Consider the following 21,040-nt stretch of genomic DNA (forward strand, 5'->3'; position numbering starts at 1 on the left):
GGTCCGGTTCGCGGCAGAGGTCGTGATCCGCCGCGAGAGATGCGACGCGGGCGTCATTGCCCGCGGCGCTTACGGCTCATTCCCAGTGGCCACGGAATCGAAACCGCCGGGTAACAATTACTTATGCAGTCCCTTGCATAGGTGATCGAGGCCTCATCCTACGGCCGCGCCGAACAAAGTGCCGAGGGCGTACGTCACACCTGCCGCGGCACCCCCGAGAGCGAGCTGGCGCAGCCCGCTGAACCACCAGGACCGCGCGGTCACCTTGGCCACGACGGCACCGCACGCGAAGAGCCCGATCATGGCGAGCAGCAGCGCCGGCCACAGCACGGTCGCGCCCAGCAGATACGGCAGCACGGGCAGCAGGGCGCCGAGCGCGAACGAGCCGAAGCTGGACACGGCGGCGACGGCCGGGGAGGGCAGGTCGCCGGGGTCTATGCCGAGTTCCTCGCGGGCGTGGATCTCCAGGGCCTGCTCGGGATCGCGGGAGAGCTGCCGGGCGACCTCGCGGGCCAGCTCGGGCTCGACGCCGCGGGCCTCGTACAGCGCCGCCAGCTCGCGCTCCTCGTCCTTGGGGTGCTTGCGCAGTTCACGCCGCTCGACGTCGAGTTCCGCCTCGACGAGCTCACGCTGCGAGGCGACGGAGGTGTACTCGCCGGCGGCCATGGAGAAGGCTCCGGCGGCCAGGCCCGCGAGTCCGGTGATGACGATCGTCTGCTGGGAGACGGATCCGCCGGCGACGCCGGTCATCAGGGCGAGGTTGGAGACCAGACCGTCCATCGCGCCGAACACGGCGGGGCGCAGCCAGCCGCCGTTGACATCGCGGTGGGTGTGGTTGTCGCGGTGCGCCACATGCAGCGTCGCCTCGGTCTCGATGATCGCCATGCCGGTCCCCCAGAGTGCTTGATTGGACAGCTTCCACTTTTCGACAACTCTGAAAGTACGCCGCGAAATTCCCCGCCGCCAGCAAGGAAAGGCTGGGCTAACCTGCGCTTTTACCCTTCGACGCTCATCCGTGGCATGTCATGCACATATGTCGACCGGGTGACAGTGGAGCCCACGAGGCTCCTGTCAACCGCCAACGTGGCACAGATCCGCAAAGGGTTCCGCGCGCCGCATTCCGCGCGCCGGCAGGGACCCCGAGAGGAGAAGCACGTATGGCTTCCATCGCCTGCATTCCCTCGGCCCCGGCGTCCGGGAAGGCCGCAGATCTCCGTGACCGGGCACGCGGCGCGCTGCTCGGGCTCGCCGTCGGGGACGCGCTGGGCGCACCCGCCGAGAACATGAAGCCGTCGGAGATCCGCGCGCGATGGGGCCGGATCACCGGATACGTCGCCGAGAACCCGGCCGGGACGGACGACACCGAGTACGCCATCTTCTCGGGGCTGCTGCTGGCCCGGCACGGCTCGGCGCTGACCGTCGCGCACGTCGAATCGGCCTGGCACCAGTGGATCGCGGACCGCGACGAGGGGCCCTTCCGCGGTGCCGGCTTCAGCGAGCGCGGCACGCTGGAGAACCTCCGCCGGGGGCTCGCCGCGCCCATCTCCGCCCAGCACCGGCACGCCTGGAGCGACGGTCTCGCCATGCGCGCGGCACCCTTCGGCGTCTTCGCGGCGGGCCGGCCCGCCGAGGCGGCCCGGCTCGTGGCGATCGACGGCTCGGTGAGCCACGAGGGCGAGGGCATCTACGGCGGCCAGGCGGTCGCGGCCGGGGTCGCCGCCGCGATGGGGGGCGCCTCCCCCGTCACGGTCGTCGCCTCCGCCCTGGCCGTCGTCCCGGACGACTCCTGGACGGCCCGCTCGCTGCGCCGGGCGGTCGCCGTGGCCCACCGCGGGGAACGCGCGGTGCGCTCCGCGGTGGTGATCGGCGGCTACCCGTGGACCGACCTGGCTCCCGAGGCCGTGGCCCTGGCGTTCGGCGCGTACGCGGCGGCGGACGGGGTGTTCACCGAGTCGGTCCTGACCGCGGTGAACATGGGCCGCGACGCCGACACGACGGCCGCGGTGGCCGGGGCGCTGGCGGGCGCGACGCGGGGGATGTCCTCGGTCCCCGCCGAGTGGGCGGCGGCCATCGGACCGGCCCGCGGGAGCTGCCTGCCTTCCATGGAGGGCCACCACATCCTGGACGTGGCGGAACTCCTGATCCCGGAGGACGGGGAGAAGTGGGGCGCCGGGGGCCGCGTACCGCCCACCGCGGAGACCGGGTACGCGGTCCGGTCGCCGGACGCGGACAGGCGCGCATCCGTCGGCCGCGACGACGAGGCGCGGTCATGAGCCCCGGCCCGGCCGGAGACGGGTCCGCCCCGGCACCGGGCGAGGGCGCGGCATCGGCGACACCCCCGGAGGACACCCCGCCCACCGCGGAAACGCGGCCCGCGCCGGCCGCCGCGCAGGCGGAGCCCGTGGTGCTCGCCGCCGGGGCGAAGGCCGCGGCTGTCGCCGGTGGTGTCCTCGCCGGTGCCGTCCGGGCCGGGGCGCTGCTCGGAGGGGGTGATCCGGCGGACCGCCGGACCGCGGAGCCGGCCGCCTCCGCGCCGGGCACCTCCGCGCCGGGCGCCCCCGCGGTCCGGGAAGCCGGGGTCTCACCGGCCGGGGCGCCCGGGGAAGCGGGTGTGCGCCGGATCGAAGGGCTGCTGCTCGGACTGGCCGCCGGGGACGCCGCGGGCTGGCCCGCCGCGCGGCACCGGGCCGCCCGGATGCCCGAGTGGACCCGGCGGCTGACCCGCGAGCTGGACACCTTCGCGGAACAGAACGCGACGACGACCCTGCCGGTGCCGATCGCGCTGAACCAGCCGCCGGAACCGCTGCGGCTCGGCCCCTCGGACGACGCCGAGTGGGCGGCGTTCGCGGCGGAGGCCGTACTGCGGGCCGGGGAGACCGCGGCGCTCGGGGATCTGAGCCTGGACCGCCGGATGCGCGCGTCGATCGACCTGTCCTGGAACGCCGTCGCCAGCGAGGTCGCCGCCGCCGCGGACCGCGCCCCCGAGGTCGAGTCCGCCCTGCTCCCGCTGCGCGCCCGGATCTCGGTGCGGGCCGGACTCGGCAACCTCGCCACCGGTCTGCGCCCGCCCGCCACCGGCCACGACAACCCGCACTACTTCGACGACGCGGCCTGCGTCCGGGCCTGCGTGCTCGCCGTGGCGCACCCGGGAGACCCCCGACTCGCCGCGGAACTCGCCGAGTTCGACGCCCGCTACACCCAGGACGGCGACGGCGTGCACGGCGCCCGCGCCATGGCCACCGCCGTGGCCCTCGCCCTCGCCGGGCACGGCGTCGGCACCTGCGTGGAGGCGGCCCTGGCCGAACTGCCCGCCGCGACGGAGATCGGCCGCAACGCCCGCGACGCCCTCGCGCTGGCCCAGGACAGCGAGAGCACCTTCGCGCTGGTCCCGCTGCTGGAGCACCGGATCGTCGACCACGTCTACAGCTACGGCATCGCCGCCGCCGAGACCGTCCCCGTCGCCCTGGCCCTGGCCCTGGCCGCGCACGGCCGGATCGCCGAGGCCGTACCCGCCGCCGCCTGCCTGTCCCGGGTCGCCGACTCGGCGCCCGCCCTGGCCGGAGCGCTCACCGGCGCGCTCGGCGGCGCCGCCGCCGTACCCGCCTCCTGGCGCGACGCCTGCCGCACCCTGTCCGGCTGTGCGCTGCCCCGGCTGACCGGCACGGATCTCGTCGGGCTCGCCGAACTCCTGGAGGCGACAGGACTCGCCGACCCGCTTCGTTCCCCGGAACTGGCCGCCCCAGAGGGATGATTCGGGCATGACGCCCAAAGGAGAAGGAAACGGAACCCTCGACGAACGGATCGTCGGAGCCCTCGTGGGAGCCGCGGTCGGCGACGCCCTCGGCGGCCCCGTCGAGGGATACTCCCCCGAGCAGATCGCCGAACGCCACGGCGGCCGCGTACACGGCGTCGTCGGCCCCTGGAACGGCGACGCCTGGCCCACCGCCCGCCCCGTCGCCCCGTACCACAAGGGCGACGGGCACGTCACCGACGACACCCTGATGACCCATGCGCTGGTACGGGTGTACGCGGAGGTCCGCGACCACCTCGACGCCTACGCGGTCGCCGAGCACCTGGTCCCGGACCTGATGACGACCCCCCGCTGGATCCCGGAGCTGGAGTGCGAGGCGCTGCCCCTGCAGCGGATCTTCCTCGCCGAGAAGTGGCTGGTCGCCCGCCTCCACTACGGCCATGTGGACCCCCGGGAGGCCGGCACGGGCAACATCGTCAACTGCGGTGCCGCGATGTACATGGCCCCGGCCGGCCTCGTCAACGCGGGGAACCCGGCGGGCGCGTACGCCGAGGCGCTCGACATCGCGGGCGCCCACCAGTCCTCGTACGGGCGCGAGGCCGCGGGCGTCTTCGCGGCAGCGGTGGCGGCGGCCTGCTCGCCCGGCGCGGACCCCGGCTCGGTCGTCGCCGCGTGCCTGGCGCTGGCCAAGGACGGCACCCGCGCCGCCGTCGAGGCGGTGTGCGAAGTCGCCTCGCGGTACACGGACTTCGAGTCGGCGCTCGTCCCGCTGCGCCGGGCGGTCGCGCCCTTCGACACGGTCGGCCCCGACTACCGTTCCCCCTCCCTCGGCGCCCGGCGTCCCTCCCGGCTCCACTCGATCGAGGAACTCCCCGTCGCGCTGGGCATGTTGCTGGTGTCCGGCGGCGACTTCCGGCACGCGGTCCTCGGCTCGGTCAACTACGGCCGCGACTGCGACTCCATCGCCACCATGGCCGGCGCCCTCGCGGGCGCGCTCGGCTCCGAGGTCCCGCACGACTGGGCCAAGACGGTGGCCGAGTCCAGCCGCCTCGACCTGGACGCCCCGGCGCGTACGCTGGCCGAGGTGACCCGGGAGATCTTCGACCGTGACGTCCACCGCCGCCGGGCCCACGAGGCGGCGTACGCCGCGCTGACGGGAACACCGTGCTCCGGCTGACCTGGGTCCAGCCCGAGGACCTCCTCGGCCACGAACTCCACCAGGCCGTGCAGGACGGCCGGGACCCGTCCGTCGTCGCGGCCCGCTGGTACGCGGCGGGCGGCAGGACCGCCCCGCCGCGCGCGGGCGCGTCGACGGCCCCGGCCTCGCCGTCCCTGCGCCGGCTGGCGTCCGTCCTTCTCGACGAACTCGCCGCCCTGCCGGGCAGACTGGCGGACGACGAACCGACGGACCTGGCACTGATCAAGGACCGGTGCCCCGACTGGCCGCCCCCTCGGTACGCGTCCCTGCCCGCTCCCGGCCCGGCCCGCCTGGAAGCGGCCTGGCTCGGGCGGGCCGTCGGCTGCCTGCTCGGCAAACCCGTGGAGAAACTCCCCCTCGAAGCGATCCGGGCCCTCGCTCGGGCCTCCGGCAACTGGCCCCTGCACACCTGGTTCACCGCACGGGGCGTCCCCGGGGAACTGCTGGCCGCCCACCCCTGGAACCGGCGCTCCGCCGCCACCTCGCTGGCCGAGAACATCGACGGCATGCCGGAGGACGACGACCTCAACTACCCTCTCCTGAACCTCCTGTTGCTCCAGCGGTACGGCCGGGACTTCACCACCGCGGACGTGGCCCGCCTCTGGCTCGACGAACTCCCCGCCGGCCGGACCTTCACCGCGGAACGCGTCGCCTACCGCAACCTCCTCGGCGGCGTCGAGCCCCCGGACACCGCCCGCCGCCACAACCCGTTCCGTGAGTGGATCGGCGCCCTGATCCGCGCGGACGTGCACGGCTGGACCAACCCGGGCGACCCGGCGCGGGCCGCCGAACAGGCACACCGCGACGCCGCCCTCACCCACACGGCCAACGGCGTCTACGCGGCGATGTTCACGGCCGCCGCCATCGCCGAGGCGGCCGGCCCGGCCGCGGACGTCCACGCCTGTCTGCGGACCGGACTCAGAGTCGTCCCGCCGGGCTCCCGGCTGGCCCGGGCGGTCCGCCAGGCCGTCCGGCTGGCCCGTACGACGAAGGACTTCGACGCGGTCGTCGACGAACTGCACGCCGTCCACCGCGACTGCCACTGGGTCCACGCCGTCCCCAACACCGCGCTGATCGCCGCCGCGCTCACCCACGCGGACGGCGACTTCGCCGGCTCCGTCTGCCGGGCGGTGTCCGGCGGTCTGGACACCGACTCGAACGGCGCGACGGCCGGAAGCATCGCCGGCCTGCTCACGGGCGACCCCGCCGCGCTGCCCGACCGCTTCACGGGCCCCCTCAAGAACCGGCTCGCCACCTCCGTCGCCGACTTCAACGGCATCGGCTTCGACGCCCTCGCCCACCTCACACACCGGGAGACCGTTCGCCCATGACCCATATCGCCGTGCTCGGCAGCACGAACATGGACCTCGTCGCGTATGTCGCCAAGGCCCCGCAGCGCGGAGAGACCGTGACGGGACGGGAGTTCCGTACGATCCCCGGCGGCAAGGGCGCGAACCAGGCGGTGGCCGCCGCGCACGCGGGCGCCGACGTCTCCCTGGTCGGTGCGGTGGGCGCCGATTCCTTCGGCAGCCAACTCCGTTCCACGCTGGAGCACTTCGGCGTGAACACCGACCATCTGCGTACCACCGAGGGCCCCTCCGGCACCGCGCACATCGTGGTGGACGACGAGGGCGGCAACGCGATCGTCGTCATCCCCGGCGCCAACGGCACCGTCACCTCCCTCGCCCCCGGCGACGAGGGCCTCATCGCCAGCGCCGACGCGCTTCTCCTGCAGCTCGAGATCCCGCTCGAAGCCGTGCTCGCCGGCGCGGAGGCCGCCCGCAGACACGGCGTCCGGACGATCCTGACCCCGGCCCCCGCGCAGTTCCTGCCGCCCGAACTGCTCGCCGCCATCGACGTACTGGTGCCCAACCAGCACGAGGCCGCCGCGCTCACCGGCTTCACCGACCCGCGTGGAGCCGCCGCGGCACTGCTGGAACAGGTCCCGGAGGTCGTCGTCACCCTGGGCGCCGAGGGCAGCCTGTACGCGGCCCGGGGCGCCGATCCCATCACGGTGCCCGCGCCCAGGGTGACCGCCGTCGACTCCACCGGAGCGGGCGACACCTTCGTCGGCACCCTGGCGGTGGCGCTCGCCGAGGGCCGGGAGATGTCGGAGGCGATGGTGTGGGCGTCGGCCGCCGCCTCGGTGTCGGTGCAGCGGCACGGGGCGACCTCCTCGATGCCGTACCGCTCCGAGATCGACACCCGGGCCGGCGCGTGAACGGGCCCGGTGAGGGCGGCCCCCTCGACGGCCTGCGCGTCCTCGACCTCGCGACCCTGTTCGCCGGGCCGCTCGCCGCCACCATGCTCGGCGACTTCGGCGCGGAGGTCGTCAAGGTCGAACACCCCTCCCGGCCGGACCCGTCCCGGGGGCACGGCCCCTCGAAGGACGGCATCGGCCTGTGGTGGAAGCTCCTCGGCCGCAACAAGCGCACGATCACCCTCGACCTGTCGAAGCCCGGCGGCCGGGAGACCTTGCTCCGGCTCGCCGCCGACGCCGACGTGATCATCGAGAACTTCCGGCCGGGCACCCTGGAGAAGTGGGACCTGGGCTGGGCGGAGCTGTCCGCGGCCAACCCCCGGCTGGTCCTCGCCCGGGTCACCGCCTTCGGCCAGTTCGGCCCGTACGCGCACCGCCCCGGCTTCGGCACCCTCGCGGAGGCGATGAGCGGCTTCGCGGCGATCACCGGCGAGGCGGACACTCCGCCGACCCTGCCGCCGTTCGGCCTGGCCGACTCGATCGCCGGGCTGGCGACGGCCTACGCCGTGATGGCCGCCCTGCGGGCACGCGAGCGCACCGGAGAGGGCCAGGTGATCGACATGGCGATCATCGAGCCGATCCTGACCGTCCTCGGCCCGCAGCCGATCTGGTACGACCAGCTGGGCCATGTCCAGCCGCGCACCGGCAACCGCTCGGCGAACAACGCTCCCCGCAACACCTATCGCACCGCCGACGGCTCCTGGGTCGCGGTCTCCACGTCGGCGCAGTCCATCGCCGAGCGGGTGATGCGGCTGGTCGACCGCCCCGACGTGATCGACGAACCGTGGTTCGCGACCGGCGCGGACCGGGCCCGCCACGCCGACGTCCTGGACGGGGCGGTCGGCGCGTGGATCGCCGAACGCACCCGGGACGAGGTCCTCGCCGCCTTCGAGAAGGCCGAGGCGGCGATCGCACCGGTCCAGGACGTCCGGGACGTCATGAGCGACCCGCAGTACCAGGCCCTGGACACGGTCACCTGCGTCAACGACCCCGAACTGGGACCGCTGCGCATGCAGAACGTCCTCTTCCGGCTCTCCGCCACCCCCGGTGCCATCCACTGGGCGGGCCGTCCGCACGGCGCGGACACCGACGCCGTACTCGGTGAGCTCGGCCTGACGGCGCCCGAGATCGAGGCGCTGAGGGCGGAGGGGGCGCTGTGACCGCGGACCTGCTGCCCCTGACCTGGCTGTACGCGCCGGGCGACCGTCCCGAGGTGGTGACCAAGGCGCTGGCCTCCGGCGCGGACGTCGTCCTCGTCGACCTGGAGGACGCGGTCGCCCCGCACCGCAAGGAGTACGCCCGCTCCGCCACCGCCGACCTGCTCGCCGAGGCACCGCCCGTCCCGGTGCACGTCCGGGTCAACGCCCTCGACGGCCCCTTCTGCGACGCCGACCTGAAGACGCTCTCCCCGCTGCCCGGCCTGTCCGGGCTGCGGCTGCCGAAGGTGACCTCGCGCTGCGACGTCATGCGGGTGGCGGAGAACGCGCCCTCCGCCGACGGCGGCACGATCCCGCTCTACGCCCTGCTGGAGACGGCCCTGGGCATCGAGCAGGCGTACTCCATCGCCTCGTCCCATCGCGCGCTGCGCGGTATCTCGCTCGGCGAGAGCGATCTGCGGGCCGATCTCGGCGTCCGTGACGAGGCGGGCCTCGACTGGTCCCGGGCCCGCCTGGTCGTGGCCGCGCGGGCGGCGGGGCTGCCCCCGCCGGCCCAGTCGGTCTACCCCGACATCCGCGACGTCGAGGGCCTGGCCTCGTCCTGCGCACGCGGCCGCGCCCTCGGCTTCCTCGGGCGCGCGGCGATCCACCCCCGCCAGCTCCCCATCATCGAGCGGGCCTACCTCCCCACCCCGGCCGAGGTCGACTCCGCCGAGGCCGTCATCCGGGCGGCCGCCGCCGATCCGGGTGCGCAGGCCCTGCCGGACGGCCGGTTCATCGACGCGGCGGTGGTCACGGGTGCCCGCCGCACCCTGGCCCTCGCCCGGCGCCTGGCCTGAGAGCACGGGCCCGTACGCACGAAGGGGCGCCGCGTCCCGGACGCGGCGCCCCTTCGTGCGTACGTGTGTACGTGTACGGCTGGAGCTCAGCCCTTCTTGGCCGACCCGGCCTCGTCCCGCACCACGGATTCCGACTCGGCCTCCGCCTCGGGCTTCTCCCCGGGCTCCGTCACGGAGGCGGACGCGGTGGTCTCCGAGGACTTCGCGGACTCGGTGACGGTCTCCTTGCCGAGGTCGACGGACCCGCCGTCGGTCCCGGCCTCGCCCGCGTCCTCGCTCGTCCCGCCGTCCTCGGTCCTGCCCTCGGACTTGCCCTTGGTCTTGTCCTCGCCCTTGTCGTCGGCCGCGTCCTTTGCGGAAGCGGACTCGTCGCCCTCGGCGGCCGCGTCCTCCACGGCACCCGGCTCCACGATCTCCTCGCGCCCCGGACGCAGCCGGGCCGAGAGCACGAAGTAGAGCACCGCGAGGAGGAAGACCACCAGCGCGGTCCAGTCGTTCAGCCGCAGGCCCAGGATGTGGTGGGCGTCGTCGACGCGCATGTACTCGATCCAGCCCCGGCCGACGCAGTAGGCGGCGACGTACAGGGCGAAGGCGCGCCCGTGGCCGAGCTTGAACCGGCGGTCGGCCCAGATGACCAGGAAACCGACGCCGACGCACCACAGGGACTCGTACAGGAAGGTCGGGTGGTAGTAGCCGGGAACGCGGCCGTCCGTGGAGGACGTGATGTGCAGCGCCCACGGAACGTCCGTCGGCTTGCCGTACAGCTCCTGGTTGAACCAGTTGCCCCAGCGTCCGCACGCCTGGGCGAAGGCGATGCCGGGTGCCACGGCGTCGGCCCAGGCGGGCAGCGGGATACCGCGGCGGCGGCAGCCGATCCAGGCGCCCAGCGCACCGAGGGCGATGGCCCCCCAGATGCCGAGCCCGCCCTGCCAGACCTTGAAGGCGTCCACCCAGTCACGGCCCTCGCTGAAGTACAGCTCGTAGTCCGTGATCACGTGGTAGAGCCGGCCGCCGACGAGACCGAAGGGCACGGCCCAGACCGCGATGTCGGCCACCGTGCCGGTCCGCCCTCCCCGGGCGATCCAGCGCTTGTTGCCGAGCCAGACGGCCAGAAAGACGCCGATGATGATGCAGAACGCGTAGCCGCGCAGCGGAATGGGGCCGAGGTGCAGCACACCGTGCGACGGGCTGGGAATGTAGGCAAGTTCCATGGCAAGGTCGACGCTACCGTGCCGGACGCCACCCACGGCGGGCAGCCCCGCAACGGGTCCATAACGTGCGGCACCCCCGGCCCGTGGAAGGCGGGGGCGCCGGAGCCCGGTGACGGCTCAGCCCTTGTTGGCCGCCTCCACCATCTGCTTGAGCTTGGCGGGGGTCATCGACTGGTCCGTGTAGATGTTCTTGCCGCCCAGGAGCACGGTCGGGGTGCCCGAGAAGCCGCCGGCCTGGAACGCGGCGTGCGACTTCTGGACCCAGCTGTCATGGGTCCCGTCGTTGACGCACGCGCGGAAGGCCGGGGTGTCCAGGCCTTTGACCTTGCCGACGAGCTCGATGAGCTTGGCGTTGTCGGCGAAGGCGTCGTCGGTCTCCTTGGGCTGGTTCTCGTACAGCACGTCGTGGTAGTCGCGGAACTTCCCGGCGTCCTGGGCGCAGGCCGCCGCGTTGGCCGCCCTGAGGGAGCCGGTGCCGCCCATGTTCCCGTCGATCAGCCGGACGAGGTGGTACTCGGCCTTCAGCTGCCCGGAGTCGGTCAGTTCGCGGATCGTCGGACGGTAGGCCGCCTCGAAGGCCTGGCAGGCCGGGCAGCGGAAGTCCTCCCATACCGTGAGGGTCGACTTGGCGCCGTCCTTGCCGACGGGGATCGCGAGACTGTCCTTGCCGGTGGCGCCCGAGGGCGACACGACCGGGCCCGACGTGTCGCTCTTCTTGTCCTTGCCCGAGTTGGCGGCCACCACGCCGATCACGGCGGCCAGGCCGAGGACGCAGACCACCGACGCCCCCACGATCAGCGCGCGGCGGCGCTTGTCCGCGGCCTTCTGCTTCTCTCGCTCGACCGCCAGCCGCTCGCGGGCGTTGCGCTTTCCGTCACGGTTCTTCTCGCTCACATCCGGCAGAACGAACCGGGGAGGCGCAGCGCGCCTCCCCGGTCCAAGGTCCACTCGTTCGAGTGAGCGGATTGTCCGTTACGCACGGATCCGCGTGGCCGTGCCCGGGCGGATCCGCCCGGCCGTGCCCGCGGGCCCTCTCCGCGGCGTCACGCCGTCGTGCGCACGCCCTTCGCGAGGTCGGCCGCGAGTTCCCGTACGGCCACGAGGCCGGCGGCCTCGTCCGGCGCGTCCAGCATCCGCTTCACGAACGCCGAGCCGACGATCACGCCGTCGGCGAAGCCGGCCACCTCGGCGGCCTGCTCGGCGTTGGAGACGCCGAGGCCGACGCAGACGGGCAGGTCGGTGGTGGCCTTGGTACGGGCCACCAGGTCCTGAGCCTGGTTCCCGACCGACTCCCGGGTTCCGGTGACCCCCATCAGCGAGGCCGCGTACACGAAGCCGCTGCCGGCCGCGGTGATCTCGGCGAGCCGGGCATCCTTGCTGCTGGGCGCGACGACGAAGACGGTCGCGAGGCCGTGCTTGTCGGCGTGCTCCCTCCACAGCGCCGACTCCTGGACGGGCAGGTCGGGCAGGATGCAGCCCGCGCCGCCCGCCTCGGCGAGCTCGGCGGTGAAGCGCTCGACCCCGTAGCGGTCGATCGGGTTCCAGTACGTCATCACGAGGACGGGCTTGCCGGTGGCCTCGAAGGCCTCCCGGACGGTCCGCATGACGTCCGCGATCCTGACGCCGCCGCGCAGGGCGATGTCGTCGGCGGTCTGGATGACGGGGCCGTCCAGGACCGGGTCGCTGTGCGGCAGGCCGACCTCGACGACGTCGGCGCCGCCGTCGAAGACGGCCTTGACCGCCGCGATGCCGCCGTCGACGGTCGGGAACCCGGCGGGCAGGTAGGCGATGAGGGCGGACCGCCCCTCGGCCTTCGCACCCGCGAGGGTGTCGCTCAACAGCCGGATGTTGCCGCTCACTTGGCGTCCCCCTCGATCTCCGCGTTCTCGCTGTCGGCGTCCGCGGCGACGACCGCGTCGACGCCGTCGTCGTACAGGCCGAAGTAGCGGGCGGCCGTGTCCATGTCCTTGTCGCCGCGTCCGGACAGGTTGACGACGATCAGGCCGTCCTCGCCCAGCTCCCTGCCGACCTCCAGCGCCCCGGCGAGCGCGTGGGCGCTCTCGATGGCCGGGATGATGCCCTCGGTGCGGGAGAGCAGCCGCAGGGCCTGCATCGCCGCGTCGTCGGTGACCGCGCGGTACTCGGCCCGGCCGCTGTCCTTGAGGTAGGAGTGCTCGGGACCGATGCCGGGGTAGTCGAGTCCGGCCGAGATCGAGTAGGGCTCGGTGATCTGCCCCTCCTCGTCCTGGAGGACGTACGACCGCGATCCGTGCAGGATGCCGGGCTCGCCCGCGGTCAGGGTCGCCGCGTGCTCGCCGGTCTCCACGCCGTGCCCGGCGGGCTCGCAGCCGATCAGGCGTACCCCGCTGTCGGGGATGAAGGCGTGGAAGAGGCCGATGGCGTTGGAGCCGCCGCCGACGCAGGCGACGGCGGCGTCGGGCAGCCGTCCGGCACGCTCCAGGATCTGCCGGCGGGCCTCGACGCCGATGACCCGGTGGAAGTCGCGGACCATGGCGGGGAAGGGGTGCGGGCCGGCGACGGTCCCGAAGAGGTAGTGGGTGTGGTCGACGTTGGCGACCCAGTCGCGGAACGCCTCGTTGATGGCGTCCTTGAGGGTGCGGGAGCCGGACTTCACGGCGATGACCTCGGCGCCGAGCATGCGCATCCGGGCCACGTTCAGCGCCTGGCGCTGCGTGTCGATCTCGCCCATGTAGATGGTGCATTCGAGACCGAAGAGCGCGCAGGCGGTGGCCGTGGCGACGCCGTGCTGGCCCGCGCCGGTCTCGGCGATGACCCGGGTCTTGCCCATGCGCCGGGTGAGCAGGGCCTGGCCGAGCACGTTGTTGATCTTGTGCGAGCCGGTGTGGTTGAGGTCCTCGCGCTTGAGGAAGATCCGCGCGCCGCCGGCGTGTTCGGCGAAGCGCGGCACCTCGGTGAGGGAGCTCGGGCGTCCGGTGTAGTGGACGAGCAGGTCGTCGAGCTCGCGGGCGAACTCGGGGTCGGCCTTGGCCTTGTCGTACTCGACGGCGACCTCGTCCACGGCGGCGACCAGCGCCTCCGGGATGAACTTGCCGCCGAACGCGCCGAAGTAGCCTTCGGGGCTGGGCACTTGACCGTCGGGGTCGGGAATGAAGAACTCGCTGGGCATGCGGATACCTCGCAGGGGCGACAGCCCCGGTCACGGGATCGGACAGGGTCACGGAAACCGGACGCACCCGCGCTCCACCGGCACCGGGTACTCCCCCGGTGCCGCCGCCCGTCCTGCCGCCGTTCCGCCCGCGCGCCCGACGGACGTGCCGTCGCGGGACCGCCGAGTGCCGGATTCCGGCTCGGTCCCCGTGCGGGGTGGATACGGCCCGGTCCACGTGTGGCGTGGACTCTGCCCGGTCCCCGCGCTGCGGTGGACCAGGACGCGGCCGGGTTCACCCGTGCGGGTTACCGGGCCGGGAAGGGCGTGAGCGCGTGTACGCGCTCGGGCCATCGCATGCCGTTGACCTGACCCGGCTCGTCGCCGATGACGTAACGGACCCGGCGCCCGTGCACACGGCGTGCGGGCGCCCGGCAGCCGCGCGGCCGGCAGCCGCGGGCGAGGCGTGCGTAGGGGTCACGGGCCGCCGAGGGGACCGGGGGCACGGCGCCGGACGGCGCACCGGCGCGTTCGGCGTACGGGTCCACGGGGAGGTGCCCGACGGCCGGCGACGGGCTCGCGCCGTCGGTCCCGGGCACGGGTGATCCGGCCCGCGCCCGCGGGAGCGCGCCGGAAACAGTAGGCAGGGCCGACCCCGCGCGCGCCGGCACACCGTCGGGGCACCGGCCCGGACGGGGTACGGCGGGGGCGAGGGTCGGGGTGGACACCGGCGGGTCAGTCCCGTCCGTGCCGCAGGGCCGGGTGGGCGCCCGCCGCGACCAGGTCGGAGACGGCGGTCTTCGGGTCGCGGCCGGTGACGAGGGACTCGCCGACCAGGACCGCGTCGGCGCCCGCGTTGGCGTACGCGATGAGGTCGTGCGGCCCGCGGACACCGGACTCGGCGATCTTGACGAGGCCGTCGGGGATCTCCGGGGCGATCCGCTCGAAGGTCGAACGGTCGACCTTCAGCGTCTTCAGGTCACGCGCGTTGACACCGATGATCTTCGCGCCGGCGTCCACCGCGCGCTCGACCTCGTCCTCGTCGTGCACCTCGACCAGCGGGGTGAGCCCGATGGACTCGGCACGCTCGATGAGGGACTCCAGGGCGGGCTGCTCCAGGGCCGCGACGATGAGCAGGGCCAGGTCGGCGCCGTACGCGCGGGCCTCCCACAGCTGGTACGACGTGACGATGAAGTCCTTGCGCAGCACCGGGATGTCCACGCGGGCGCGGACGGCCTCCAGGTCGGCGAGCGAACCGCCGAAGCGGCGCTGTTCGGTGAGGACGGAGATGACGGCCGCGCCACCCGCCTCGTAGTCGGCGGCCAGGCCCGCCGGGTCCGCGATCGCGGCGAGCGCGCCCTTGGACGGGCTGGACCGCTTGACCTCGCAGATGACCTTGACGCCGTCACCGCGCAGGGCGGCCACGCCGTCCTTGGCCGCCGGAGCCTTCGCCGCGCGCTCCTTGAGCTCGTCGAGGCTGACGCGCGCCTGCCGCTCCGCGAGGTCGGCACGGACTCCGTCGATGATCTCGTCGAGCACACTCACGCGAGCGGCCCCCTTCCCTGCGGTGGACGGTTGAAGCGGTCGAGCCGCGACCCGGGTTCACCGTCCCTGACGGAAAAGTCGGGTCACTGCGATGGTATCCGGAGGAAGGCGTAGGCCTCGCATCCGGTTGACGCCGGTCCCACTACCTGGACATTTGTCATTTGATCAAGGATGCAGCCAGCCGCCGGACGGAAGATTCCGGACAACGGTGAAGACCAGCACCAACGCGCCCAGGCCCCACAGGTGGACCGGTCCGAGATCGAGCCGCGCCGGCCGTCCGCGCACCGCGCGGATCACCCAGACGGCCCACAGCACCGCGAAGGCCAGATACCCGCCGACGGCGAGCGCGTTGTCCGTGAGCGCCGCGGCCAGGTCCCCGTGCGCGAAGGCGTACGCGCTGCGCAGACCACCGCAGCCGGGACAGTACAGGCCGGTGAGGCGGAACAGCGGGCAGACGGGGTAGTGGCCCGGCTGATTGGGATCGACCGTCCCGACGTACGCGAAGGCCCCGGCGACGGCCGCGAGCAGCCCGCCGGGAACGGCGAGCCGCCGCAGGACACCCGTGTCCGGGCCGGTCCGCGTCACCCTCTGGATTTCGGCGTTCACGCAACGCATTCTGCCCCTCGCCCGGAACGGGCGCTCGCCCGGGTACGCGCAAGGCGGCCCCGGCGGGTGTGCCGGGACCGCCTTGCGCGCAGCCTCAGTGGGTCAGGCGTCGGCGCTCACGGTCGAACGCGCCGCGTTCGCGGGGTGCGGGGCGGCCTTCGGCTGGCCGAGGCCCATGCTGCGCATGACCAGGCCCACGACACCGCCGAGGGCGACGACGACCATGCCGGCCCAGAAGCCCAGCGGTTCGGCCTTGACCATGAAGGCACCCGCGACGCAGAAACCGATGAAGGCGATGATGACACCGGTCCAGGCGGCCGGGGTGTGACCGTGGCTGCTGCCCGCCATGACTTGCTCCTCGTTGCTGTATGCGTGTGTGAGTCGGACGCTCACCGCCCATTGTCCCGTACGCACGGGTCCGGTGTGAGCGGGGGGTCACTCCCGCGCGACGGTCCGGCCGGGGCGGGGCGCGGGAGCGGAGGGCGCCGGTCCCCCAGTGCCGCGGCAGGCGACGTTCGCCCCGTCGTGGCGCTAGGTCCCGGCCTGGTCGGGGCCGGTGGGGTCCTCGCCGCGGTCGAGGGCCTTCCAGAGGTCCTCTGGGCGGTCCGGGTCGACCGGCTTGGCCTTGCGGGGCCGGGGCCTGCCGTCCCGCTCGTAGCGGCCAGACATGGCGGGCCAGGAGCGGCCGTGGCGCAGCGCGAGCAGTCCGGCCAGAAGGATGAGCGCACCGCCCGCCGCGGCCACGTACGGCCAGAGGGTGTGGCCGATCCCGGCCGCGGTGGCGGCGGTGTTGCCGGAGGCCGCGGCGGCCCGCTCGTCGAGGGCGGAGCTGTCGCCCGCGCCGAGGACGGCGGCGACGACGATGCCCGCGCCGGAGAGCGCGAGCAGCGCGGAGACCAGGAGGCGGCCGGAGCGGCGGACGGCGAAGACGGCGACGAGCGCGGCGAGGCCGACTATCGCGAGCGCCGCGGGCACACCCGTGACGTCGCTGCCCTTGACGGTCAGCGGGAAGTCGCCGCCGGCCACGGTCGCGGTCCCCCTCGCCCAGCCCTGCCGGGTGGCGAGCAGGGCGACGGCCGCGCCGAGCGCGCCGCTCAGCAGGGTCACGGCAAGGCTGCGGCGGCCGGACCGGGCGGGTCCCGCGGCTTCGGATCGGGGGTGAGGTACAGCAGTCACAGACCCCACTATCGCCTGAACCCAGGGCGAACCGTCACCCGGGGTTGCGTGACCCTCGTCCTATCGGCCGCGCGGCGCCGGTGCCGCGCGGCCGCCGGACGGGGCCCGCGCACAGCCGGGACACAGCCGTCGTACAGGCCGGGTGCGGCCTGTACGACGAACGCCCGCCGGGACAGGCCCTAGCGCCCGAGCCGGTTGGCCGTGTGGACCGCGCGCAGGACGGCCGCCGCCTTGTTGCGGCACTCGTCGTCCTCCGCCTCGGGGACCGAGTCGGCGACGATGCCGGCGCCGGCCTGGACGTAGGCCGTGCCGTCGCGCAGCAGGGCCGTACGGATGGCGATGGCGGTGTCGGAGTCGCCGGCGAAGTCGAGATAGCCGACGCAGCCGCCGTACAACCCGCGCCGGGAGGGCTCCAGTTCGTCGATGATCTGCATCGCGCGGGGTTTGGGCGCACCGGAGAGCGTGCCGGCGGGGAAGCAGGCGGTGAGCACGTCGAAGGCCGTACGGCCCGCGGCGACCCGGCCGGTCACCGTGGAGACGATGTGCATCACGTGCGAGTACCGCTCGATGGACATGAAGTCGACGACCTCGACGGAGCCGGGTTCGCAGACCCGTCCGAGGTCGTTGCGCCCGAGGTCGACGAGCATGAGGTGCTCGGCGCGCTCCTTGGGGTCGGCGAGCAGTTCGTCGGCGAGGGCCTGGTCGTCCTGGACGGTCGCGCCGCGCGGCCGGGTGCCCGCGATGGGGTGCACCATGGCCTGTCCGCCCTCGACCTTGACCAGGGCTTCCGGGGAGGAGCCGACGACGTCGAAGCCGTCGAAGCGGAACAGGTACATGTACGGCGAGGGGTTGGTCGCCCGCAGGACGCGGTAGACGTCCAGCGCGCTGGCCGTGCAGGGGGTTTCGAAGCGCTGGGAGGGGACGACCTGGAAGGCCTCGCCGGCCCGGATGCGCTCCTTGATGTCCTCGACGGCGTCCTGGAAGTCGGGTCCTCCCCAGAGCGCGGTGTACTCGGGGAGTTCGGAGGGCGGGAGCGCCGCGGGCGGCTGGGACACCGCGCGCGAGAGGTCGGCCTCCATGGCGTCGAGACGGGCGACGGCGTCCGCGTACGCCTCGTCGACGCCGGTTTCCAGGTCGTTGTGGTTGATCGCGTTGGCGATCAGCTGGACCGAGCCGTCCCAGTGGTCCAGGACGGCGAGGTCGCTGGTGAGCAGCATGGTCAGCTCGGGCAGCTTGAGGTCGTCCCGCTCGCCGGGGCCGATCTTCTCCAGGCGGCGCACGATGTCGTAGCCCAGATAGCCGACCATGCCGCCGGTGAACGGGGGCAGCCCCTCGGTCCCCGGGGTGTGCAGCGCCTCGATGGTGGCGCGCAGGGCGGCGAGCGGATCGCCGTCCACGGGGACGCCGACGGGCGGGGTGCCGAGCCAGTGCGCCTGTCCGTCCCGCTCGGTGAGGGTCGCGGCGGAGCGGACGCCCACGAAGGAGTAGCGGGACCAGGACAGGGAGGTGCGGCCGTTCTCCGCGGATTCGAGCAGGAACGTGCCGGGGCGCTCGGCGGCCAGTTTGCGGTAGAGCGCGACCGGCGTGTCGCCGTCCGCGAGCAGTTTGCGGCTGACGGGGATGACACGGCGGTCGGTGGCCAGCTTGCGGAACGTCTCGAGGTCCATGGCGGCTGACCTTACTGATTCCCGGCCGGTGCGCCGGAATCGGCGCCCTCGGCCCGGTCGCCCGCGTCCTTCAGCAGCACATCGGCGTCGAAGCACGTGCGGGCGCCGGTGTGGCAGGCGGCGCCCACCTGGTCGACGCGCACCAGCAGGGTGTCGGCGTCGCAGTCCAGGGCCACGGATCTGACGTGCTGGAAGTGGCCGGAGGTGTCGCCCTTGACCCAGTACTCCCGGCGGCTGCGCGACCAGTAGGTGCAGCGGCCCGTGGTGAGGGTGCGGTGCAGTGCCTCGTCGTCCATCCAGCCGAGCATCAGCACCTCACCGGTGTCGTACTGCTGGGCGATGGCGGGGACGAGTCCGTCGGCGCTGCGCTTGAGGCGGGCGGCGATCTCGGGGTCCAGGCTGCTGGCAGGAGGCGTGCTGGTCATGCGTGCCATTGTGCCGCGCCGGGCCGTCGCTCCCGGCGGTTGTCCACAGGCCGGACCGGCGTGGTCGTCCACGGGCGGGGCGCGGCGCGTCCGGCGTGCTCTCCACTGGGCGGAGCGGGTGCCCGGCCGTAGGCTGGCTGCCATGTCGACCCATGCGAAGCGTGAACGGCTCCTCCTGGCCGATCTGTTGGAAGCAGTGGGACCGGACGCCCCGACCCTGTGCGAGGGCTGGAACAGCCGGGATCTCGCCGCGCACGTGGTGGTGCGCGAACGGCGCCTCGACGCCGCCGGCGGTGTCGTCGTCAAACAGCTCGCGTCCCGGCTGGAGCGGGTGATGGCGGAGTTCGCCGAGAAGCCGTACGAGGAGTTGATCCAGCTGCTCAGGACGGGGCCGCCGCGGTTCTCCCCGTTCTCCCTGAAGCAGGTGGACGAGGCGTCGAACGTGGTGGAGTTCTACGTCCACACCGAGGACGTGCGGCGCGCGCAGCCGGACTGGACGCCGCGCGAGCTGGACCCGGTGTTCCAGGAGGCCCTGTGGTCGCGCCTGGACCGTACGGCCCGGCTGATGGGCCGCGGTGCCCCGACGGGTGTGGTCCTGCGCCGCCCGAACGGCCAGACCACGGTGCTGAACAAGGGGACGCCGGTGGTGACGGTGACCGGCGAGCCCTCGGAGCTGCTGCTGTTCGCGTTCGGCCGGCAGAGCGTGGCGGACGTCGTGCTGGACGGCGACGAGGACGCGGTCACCAAGCTCCACGAGGCGAAGCAGCTGGGGATCTAGCGGCGTTCGCCGGCTGCCGTCAGTGGGGCAGTTCGGCTCGGCGCAGGTCCCGTACGCACAGGGTGAGGACCCCGCCGAGGCCGCACACGGCGGCGCTGGTGACGAAGACCGGTCCGGTGCCCCACCAGCCGATCGCGGCGGCGGTCACCGGCATGCTGAGCGGCGCGAGGCCCAGGCTGACGATGCCGGCGACGGCGCTGACCCGGCCCAGGTAGGCGGGGTCGGACTGGGTCTGGATCAGGGCTCCGCACAGGGCGCCGCTGAGCCCGGCGAGCAGTCCGACGACGAGGGCGACGCCGACGGCCCCGGCGACACCCGGCACGAAGGCGAGCGAACCGATCGCCACGGAACCGCCGAGGATGGCCACGGCGGCGACGGTGCCCGCGCGCGGGAGCCGGCCGCGCAGGGTCAGCAGCAGCGCGACGGCCCCCGCTCCGGTGCCGAACGCGGCGAGGACCCAGCCCATCCCGGACGCGCCCCAGCCGCGCCGGTCGGCGAGCAGGGTCAGTCCGACGTTCAGCGGCCCCACGAAGCCGAGGTCGCCGAGGGCGATGACGGCGATGAGCGGGGCGAGAACGCGGTGGCCGCGGATGTAGCGCAGACCGTCGCGCAGGTCGTGCCACGCGGTGCGTCCGGCCGGGTCCGGCGCCTCGTCCGGGGTCAGCGACCGCATACGTACGGAGATGAGCAGCGGCACCGACACGGCGATGAGCAGGCCGGCCAGCGCGAACGCCGTGGCCGCGCCGCCGAGGGCGACCGCGAGCCCGCCGAGCGGGGCTCCCAGCACGTTGGCGGAGCGGATCGCGAGTCCCCGCATGCCCTGCACCCGGGCGAGCTGGTCGCGGCCGGTGACCCGGGCGGGAAGGGCTCCCACGGCGGGCATGAACACGGCGTCGACGACGCCGAAGACGACGGCGACCAGGGCCAGCAGCCACAGCCCCGGGCTGGTCGCGAAGAGCAGTGCGGCGAGCGCCAGCACGGCCGTGCAGCGCACCGCGTCGCTGCCGATGACGACCTTGCGCGGCCCGAACCGGTCGGCGACCACTCCCCCGCCCAGCATCAGCAGGGCCCGCGGCACGGCGCTGACGGACATCACGAGCCCCGCCTGGGAGGGGCTGCCGGCCTGGACGGCGGCCCAGGACAACGCGATGTAGTAGACGTTGTCGCCGATCATCGACGAGGTGTAGGCCCCGAGCCAGCGCAGCACGTTGCCGTCGCGGTGAGCGGGCCTGGCGGGAGCCCGGTCGGTGTCCTGGGCGGGGCTCGGTATGACGGTCGCGGTCACGGGGCCGGGTCCTTT

Annotated in this window: 21 protein-coding genes; 8 read left to right on the forward strand and 13 right to left on the reverse strand. The window is 73.8% G+C overall.

Translation table 11 applies throughout. From position 1 onward, the window contains the following. Positions 1-153: 153 nt before the first annotated feature. A complete protein-coding gene (locus ACH4S8_RS18830) occupies positions 154-885 on the reverse strand; it encodes a VIT1/CCC1 transporter family protein (RefSeq protein ID WP_398395284.1) in 732 nt (243 codons plus the stop codon). Positions 886-1,157: 272 nt separating this feature from the next. Between ACH4S8_RS18830 and ACH4S8_RS18835 the strand changes: the two genes are divergently transcribed. From ACH4S8_RS18835 to ACH4S8_RS18865, 7 genes are read left to right on the forward strand one after another with little or no spacing between them, the layout of a single operon-like run. Continuing rightward, positions 1,158-2,273, forward strand: a complete 1,116-nt coding sequence (locus tag ACH4S8_RS18835; protein ID WP_398395286.1) for an ADP-ribosylglycohydrolase family protein — start codon at positions 1,158-1,160, stop codon at positions 2,271-2,273. Beyond that, positions 2,270-3,751 (forward strand): ADP-ribosylglycohydrolase family protein, encoded by a 1,482-nt coding sequence (locus ACH4S8_RS18840; protein ID WP_398395288.1) that lies wholly within the window; start codon positions 2,270-2,272, stop codon positions 3,749-3,751. The genes ACH4S8_RS18835 and ACH4S8_RS18840 overlap by 4 nt, the downstream gene beginning before the upstream one ends. A gap of 7 nt (positions 3,752-3,758) precedes the next feature. Then, the gene (locus ACH4S8_RS18845) at positions 3,759-4,928 is read left to right on the forward strand and encodes an ADP-ribosylglycohydrolase family protein (RefSeq protein WP_398395290.1); all 1,170 of its coding nucleotides are present in this window, start codon (positions 3,759-3,761) and stop codon (positions 4,926-4,928) included. Beyond that, positions 4,916-6,280, forward strand: coding sequence for an ADP-ribosylglycohydrolase family protein (locus ACH4S8_RS18850; RefSeq protein WP_398395292.1), 1,365 nt, complete (start codon positions 4,916-4,918; stop codon positions 6,278-6,280). The genes ACH4S8_RS18845 and ACH4S8_RS18850 overlap by 13 nt, the downstream gene beginning before the upstream one ends. Continuing rightward, complete coding sequence (gene rbsK / locus ACH4S8_RS18855) at positions 6,277-7,170, forward strand: ribokinase (protein WP_398395294.1); 894 nt, start codon at positions 6,277-6,279, stop codon at positions 7,168-7,170. Before ACH4S8_RS18850 ends, rbsK begins: the two co-directional genes overlap by 4 nt. Next, complete coding sequence (locus ACH4S8_RS18860) at positions 7,167-8,369, forward strand: CaiB/BaiF CoA transferase family protein (RefSeq protein WP_398395296.1); 1,203 nt, start codon at positions 7,167-7,169, stop codon at positions 8,367-8,369. Before rbsK ends, ACH4S8_RS18860 begins: the two co-directional genes overlap by 4 nt. Then, on the forward strand, positions 8,366-9,205 hold the full coding sequence (locus ACH4S8_RS18865) for an HpcH/HpaI aldolase/citrate lyase family protein (RefSeq protein ID WP_398395298.1): 840 nt from the start codon (positions 8,366-8,368) through the stop codon (positions 9,203-9,205). Before ACH4S8_RS18860 ends, ACH4S8_RS18865 begins: the two co-directional genes overlap by 4 nt. An 86-nt stretch (positions 9,206-9,291) precedes the next feature. On the opposite strand, the gene lgt is transcribed toward ACH4S8_RS18865, so the two are convergent. The 11 genes from lgt to hisI form a co-directional block, all read right to left on the reverse strand. Beyond that, positions 9,292-10,416 carry a prolipoprotein diacylglyceryl transferase gene (gene lgt / locus ACH4S8_RS18870; protein WP_398395300.1) on the reverse strand — a complete coding sequence of 375 codons (1,125 nt, stop codon included), beginning with the start codon at positions 10,414-10,416 and terminating at the stop codon, positions 9,292-9,294. Positions 10,417-10,533: 117 nt separating this feature from the next. Further along, complete coding sequence (locus ACH4S8_RS18875) at positions 10,534-11,310, reverse strand: DsbA family protein (protein WP_398395302.1); 777 nt, start codon at positions 11,308-11,310, stop codon at positions 10,534-10,536. Between the two features lie 149 nt (positions 11,311-11,459). Continuing rightward, complete coding sequence (gene trpA / locus ACH4S8_RS18880) at positions 11,460-12,275, reverse strand: tryptophan synthase subunit alpha (RefSeq protein WP_398395304.1); 816 nt, start codon at positions 12,273-12,275, stop codon at positions 11,460-11,462. Further along, positions 12,272-13,564, reverse strand: a complete 1,293-nt coding sequence (gene trpB / locus ACH4S8_RS18885) for a tryptophan synthase subunit beta (protein WP_398395306.1) — start codon at positions 13,562-13,564, stop codon at positions 12,272-12,274. Before trpB ends, trpA begins: the two co-directional genes overlap by 4 nt. 287 nt (positions 13,565-13,851) lie before the next feature. Further along, positions 13,852-14,049, reverse strand: coding sequence for a tryptophan biosynthesis modulator TrpM (gene trpM / locus ACH4S8_RS18890; RefSeq protein WP_398395898.1), 198 nt, complete (start codon positions 14,047-14,049; stop codon positions 13,852-13,854). A gap of 229 nt (positions 14,050-14,278) precedes the next feature. Beyond that, positions 14,279-15,088 carry an indole-3-glycerol phosphate synthase TrpC gene (gene trpC, locus ACH4S8_RS18895; RefSeq protein ID WP_398395308.1) on the reverse strand — a complete coding sequence of 270 codons (810 nt, stop codon included), beginning with the start codon at positions 15,086-15,088 and terminating at the stop codon, positions 14,279-14,281. 165 nt (positions 15,089-15,253) lie between these two features. After that, positions 15,254-15,703 (reverse strand): DUF2752 domain-containing protein, encoded by a 450-nt coding sequence (locus tag ACH4S8_RS18900; RefSeq protein WP_398395310.1) that lies wholly within the window; start codon positions 15,701-15,703, stop codon positions 15,254-15,256. Between the two features lie 93 nt (positions 15,704-15,796). Next, the gene (locus ACH4S8_RS18905; protein WP_398395312.1) at positions 15,797-16,042 is read right to left on the reverse strand and encodes an HGxxPAAW family protein; all 246 of its coding nucleotides are present in this window, start codon (positions 16,040-16,042) and stop codon (positions 15,797-15,799) included. 183 nt (positions 16,043-16,225) lie between these two features. Further along, on the reverse strand, positions 16,226-16,879 hold the full coding sequence (locus ACH4S8_RS18910) for a TIGR02234 family membrane protein (protein ID WP_398395314.1): 654 nt from the start codon (positions 16,877-16,879) through the stop codon (positions 16,226-16,228). 170 nt (positions 16,880-17,049) lie between these two features. Further along, positions 17,050-18,537: an anthranilate synthase component I gene (locus tag ACH4S8_RS18915; RefSeq protein ID WP_398395316.1), complete on the reverse strand. Its 1,488-nt coding sequence runs from the start codon at positions 18,535-18,537 to the stop codon at positions 17,050-17,052. 11 nt (positions 18,538-18,548) lie between these two features. Next, the gene (gene hisI / locus ACH4S8_RS18920) at positions 18,549-18,962 is read right to left on the reverse strand and encodes a phosphoribosyl-AMP cyclohydrolase (RefSeq protein WP_398395318.1); all 414 of its coding nucleotides are present in this window, start codon (positions 18,960-18,962) and stop codon (positions 18,549-18,551) included. Positions 18,963-19,104: 142 nt separating this feature from the next. Between hisI and ACH4S8_RS18925 the strand changes: the two genes are divergently transcribed. Continuing rightward, positions 19,105-19,740: a TIGR03085 family metal-binding protein gene (locus tag ACH4S8_RS18925; RefSeq protein WP_398395320.1), complete on the forward strand. Its 636-nt coding sequence runs from the start codon at positions 19,105-19,107 to the stop codon at positions 19,738-19,740. A 19-nt stretch (positions 19,741-19,759) separates the two neighbouring features. Here ACH4S8_RS18925 and ACH4S8_RS18930 read toward each other — a convergent pair whose 3' ends face one another. Next, entirely contained in the window at positions 19,760-21,025 is a 1,266-nt protein-coding gene (locus tag ACH4S8_RS18930) for an MFS transporter (protein ID WP_398395322.1), read from the reverse strand. Between the last annotated feature and the right edge of the window lie 15 nt (positions 21,026-21,040).

The sequence above is a fragment of the Streptomyces sp. NPDC021080 genome (assembly GCF_044333225.1).
Classification (GTDB): domain Bacteria; phylum Actinomycetota; class Actinomycetes; order Streptomycetales; family Streptomycetaceae; genus Streptomyces.

Bases quoted from the DNA above. Each gene is read 5' to 3' on its own strand.
- ACH4S8_RS18830 (WP_398395284.1), bottom strand. From the start codon at position 885: ATGGCGATCATCGAGACCGAGGCGACGCTGCATGTGGCGCACCGCGAC.
- ACH4S8_RS18835 (WP_398395286.1), top strand. From the start codon at position 1,158: ATGGCTTCCATCGCCTGCATTCCCTCGGCCCCGGCGTCCGGGAAGGCC.
- ACH4S8_RS18840 (WP_398395288.1), top strand. From the start codon at position 2,270: ATGAGCCCCGGCCCGGCCGGAGACGGGTCCGCCCCGGCACCGGGCGAG.
- ACH4S8_RS18845 (WP_398395290.1), top strand. From the start codon at position 3,759: ATGACGCCCAAAGGAGAAGGAAACGGAACCCTCGACGAACGGATCGTC.
- rbsK (WP_398395294.1), top strand. From the start codon at position 6,277: ATGACCCATATCGCCGTGCTCGGCAGCACGAACATGGACCTCGTCGCG.
- lgt (WP_398395300.1), bottom strand. From the start codon at position 10,416: ATGGAACTTGCCTACATTCCCAGCCCGTCGCACGGTGTGCTGCACCTC.
- trpB (WP_398395306.1), bottom strand. From the start codon at position 13,564: ATGCCCAGCGAGTTCTTCATTCCCGACCCCGACGGTCAAGTGCCCAGC.
- ACH4S8_RS18900 (WP_398395310.1), bottom strand. From the start codon at position 15,703: ATGCGTTGCGTGAACGCCGAAATCCAGAGGGTGACGCGGACCGGCCCG.
- ACH4S8_RS18905 (WP_398395312.1), bottom strand. From the start codon at position 16,042: ATGGCGGGCAGCAGCCACGGTCACACCCCGGCCGCCTGGACCGGTGTC.
- ACH4S8_RS18915 (WP_398395316.1), bottom strand. From the start codon at position 18,537: ATGGACCTCGAGACGTTCCGCAAGCTGGCCACCGACCGCCGTGTCATC.
- hisI (WP_398395318.1), bottom strand. From the start codon at position 18,962: ATGACCAGCACGCCTCCTGCCAGCAGCCTGGACCCCGAGATCGCCGCC.
- ACH4S8_RS18925 (WP_398395320.1), top strand. From the start codon at position 19,105: ATGTCGACCCATGCGAAGCGTGAACGGCTCCTCCTGGCCGATCTGTTG.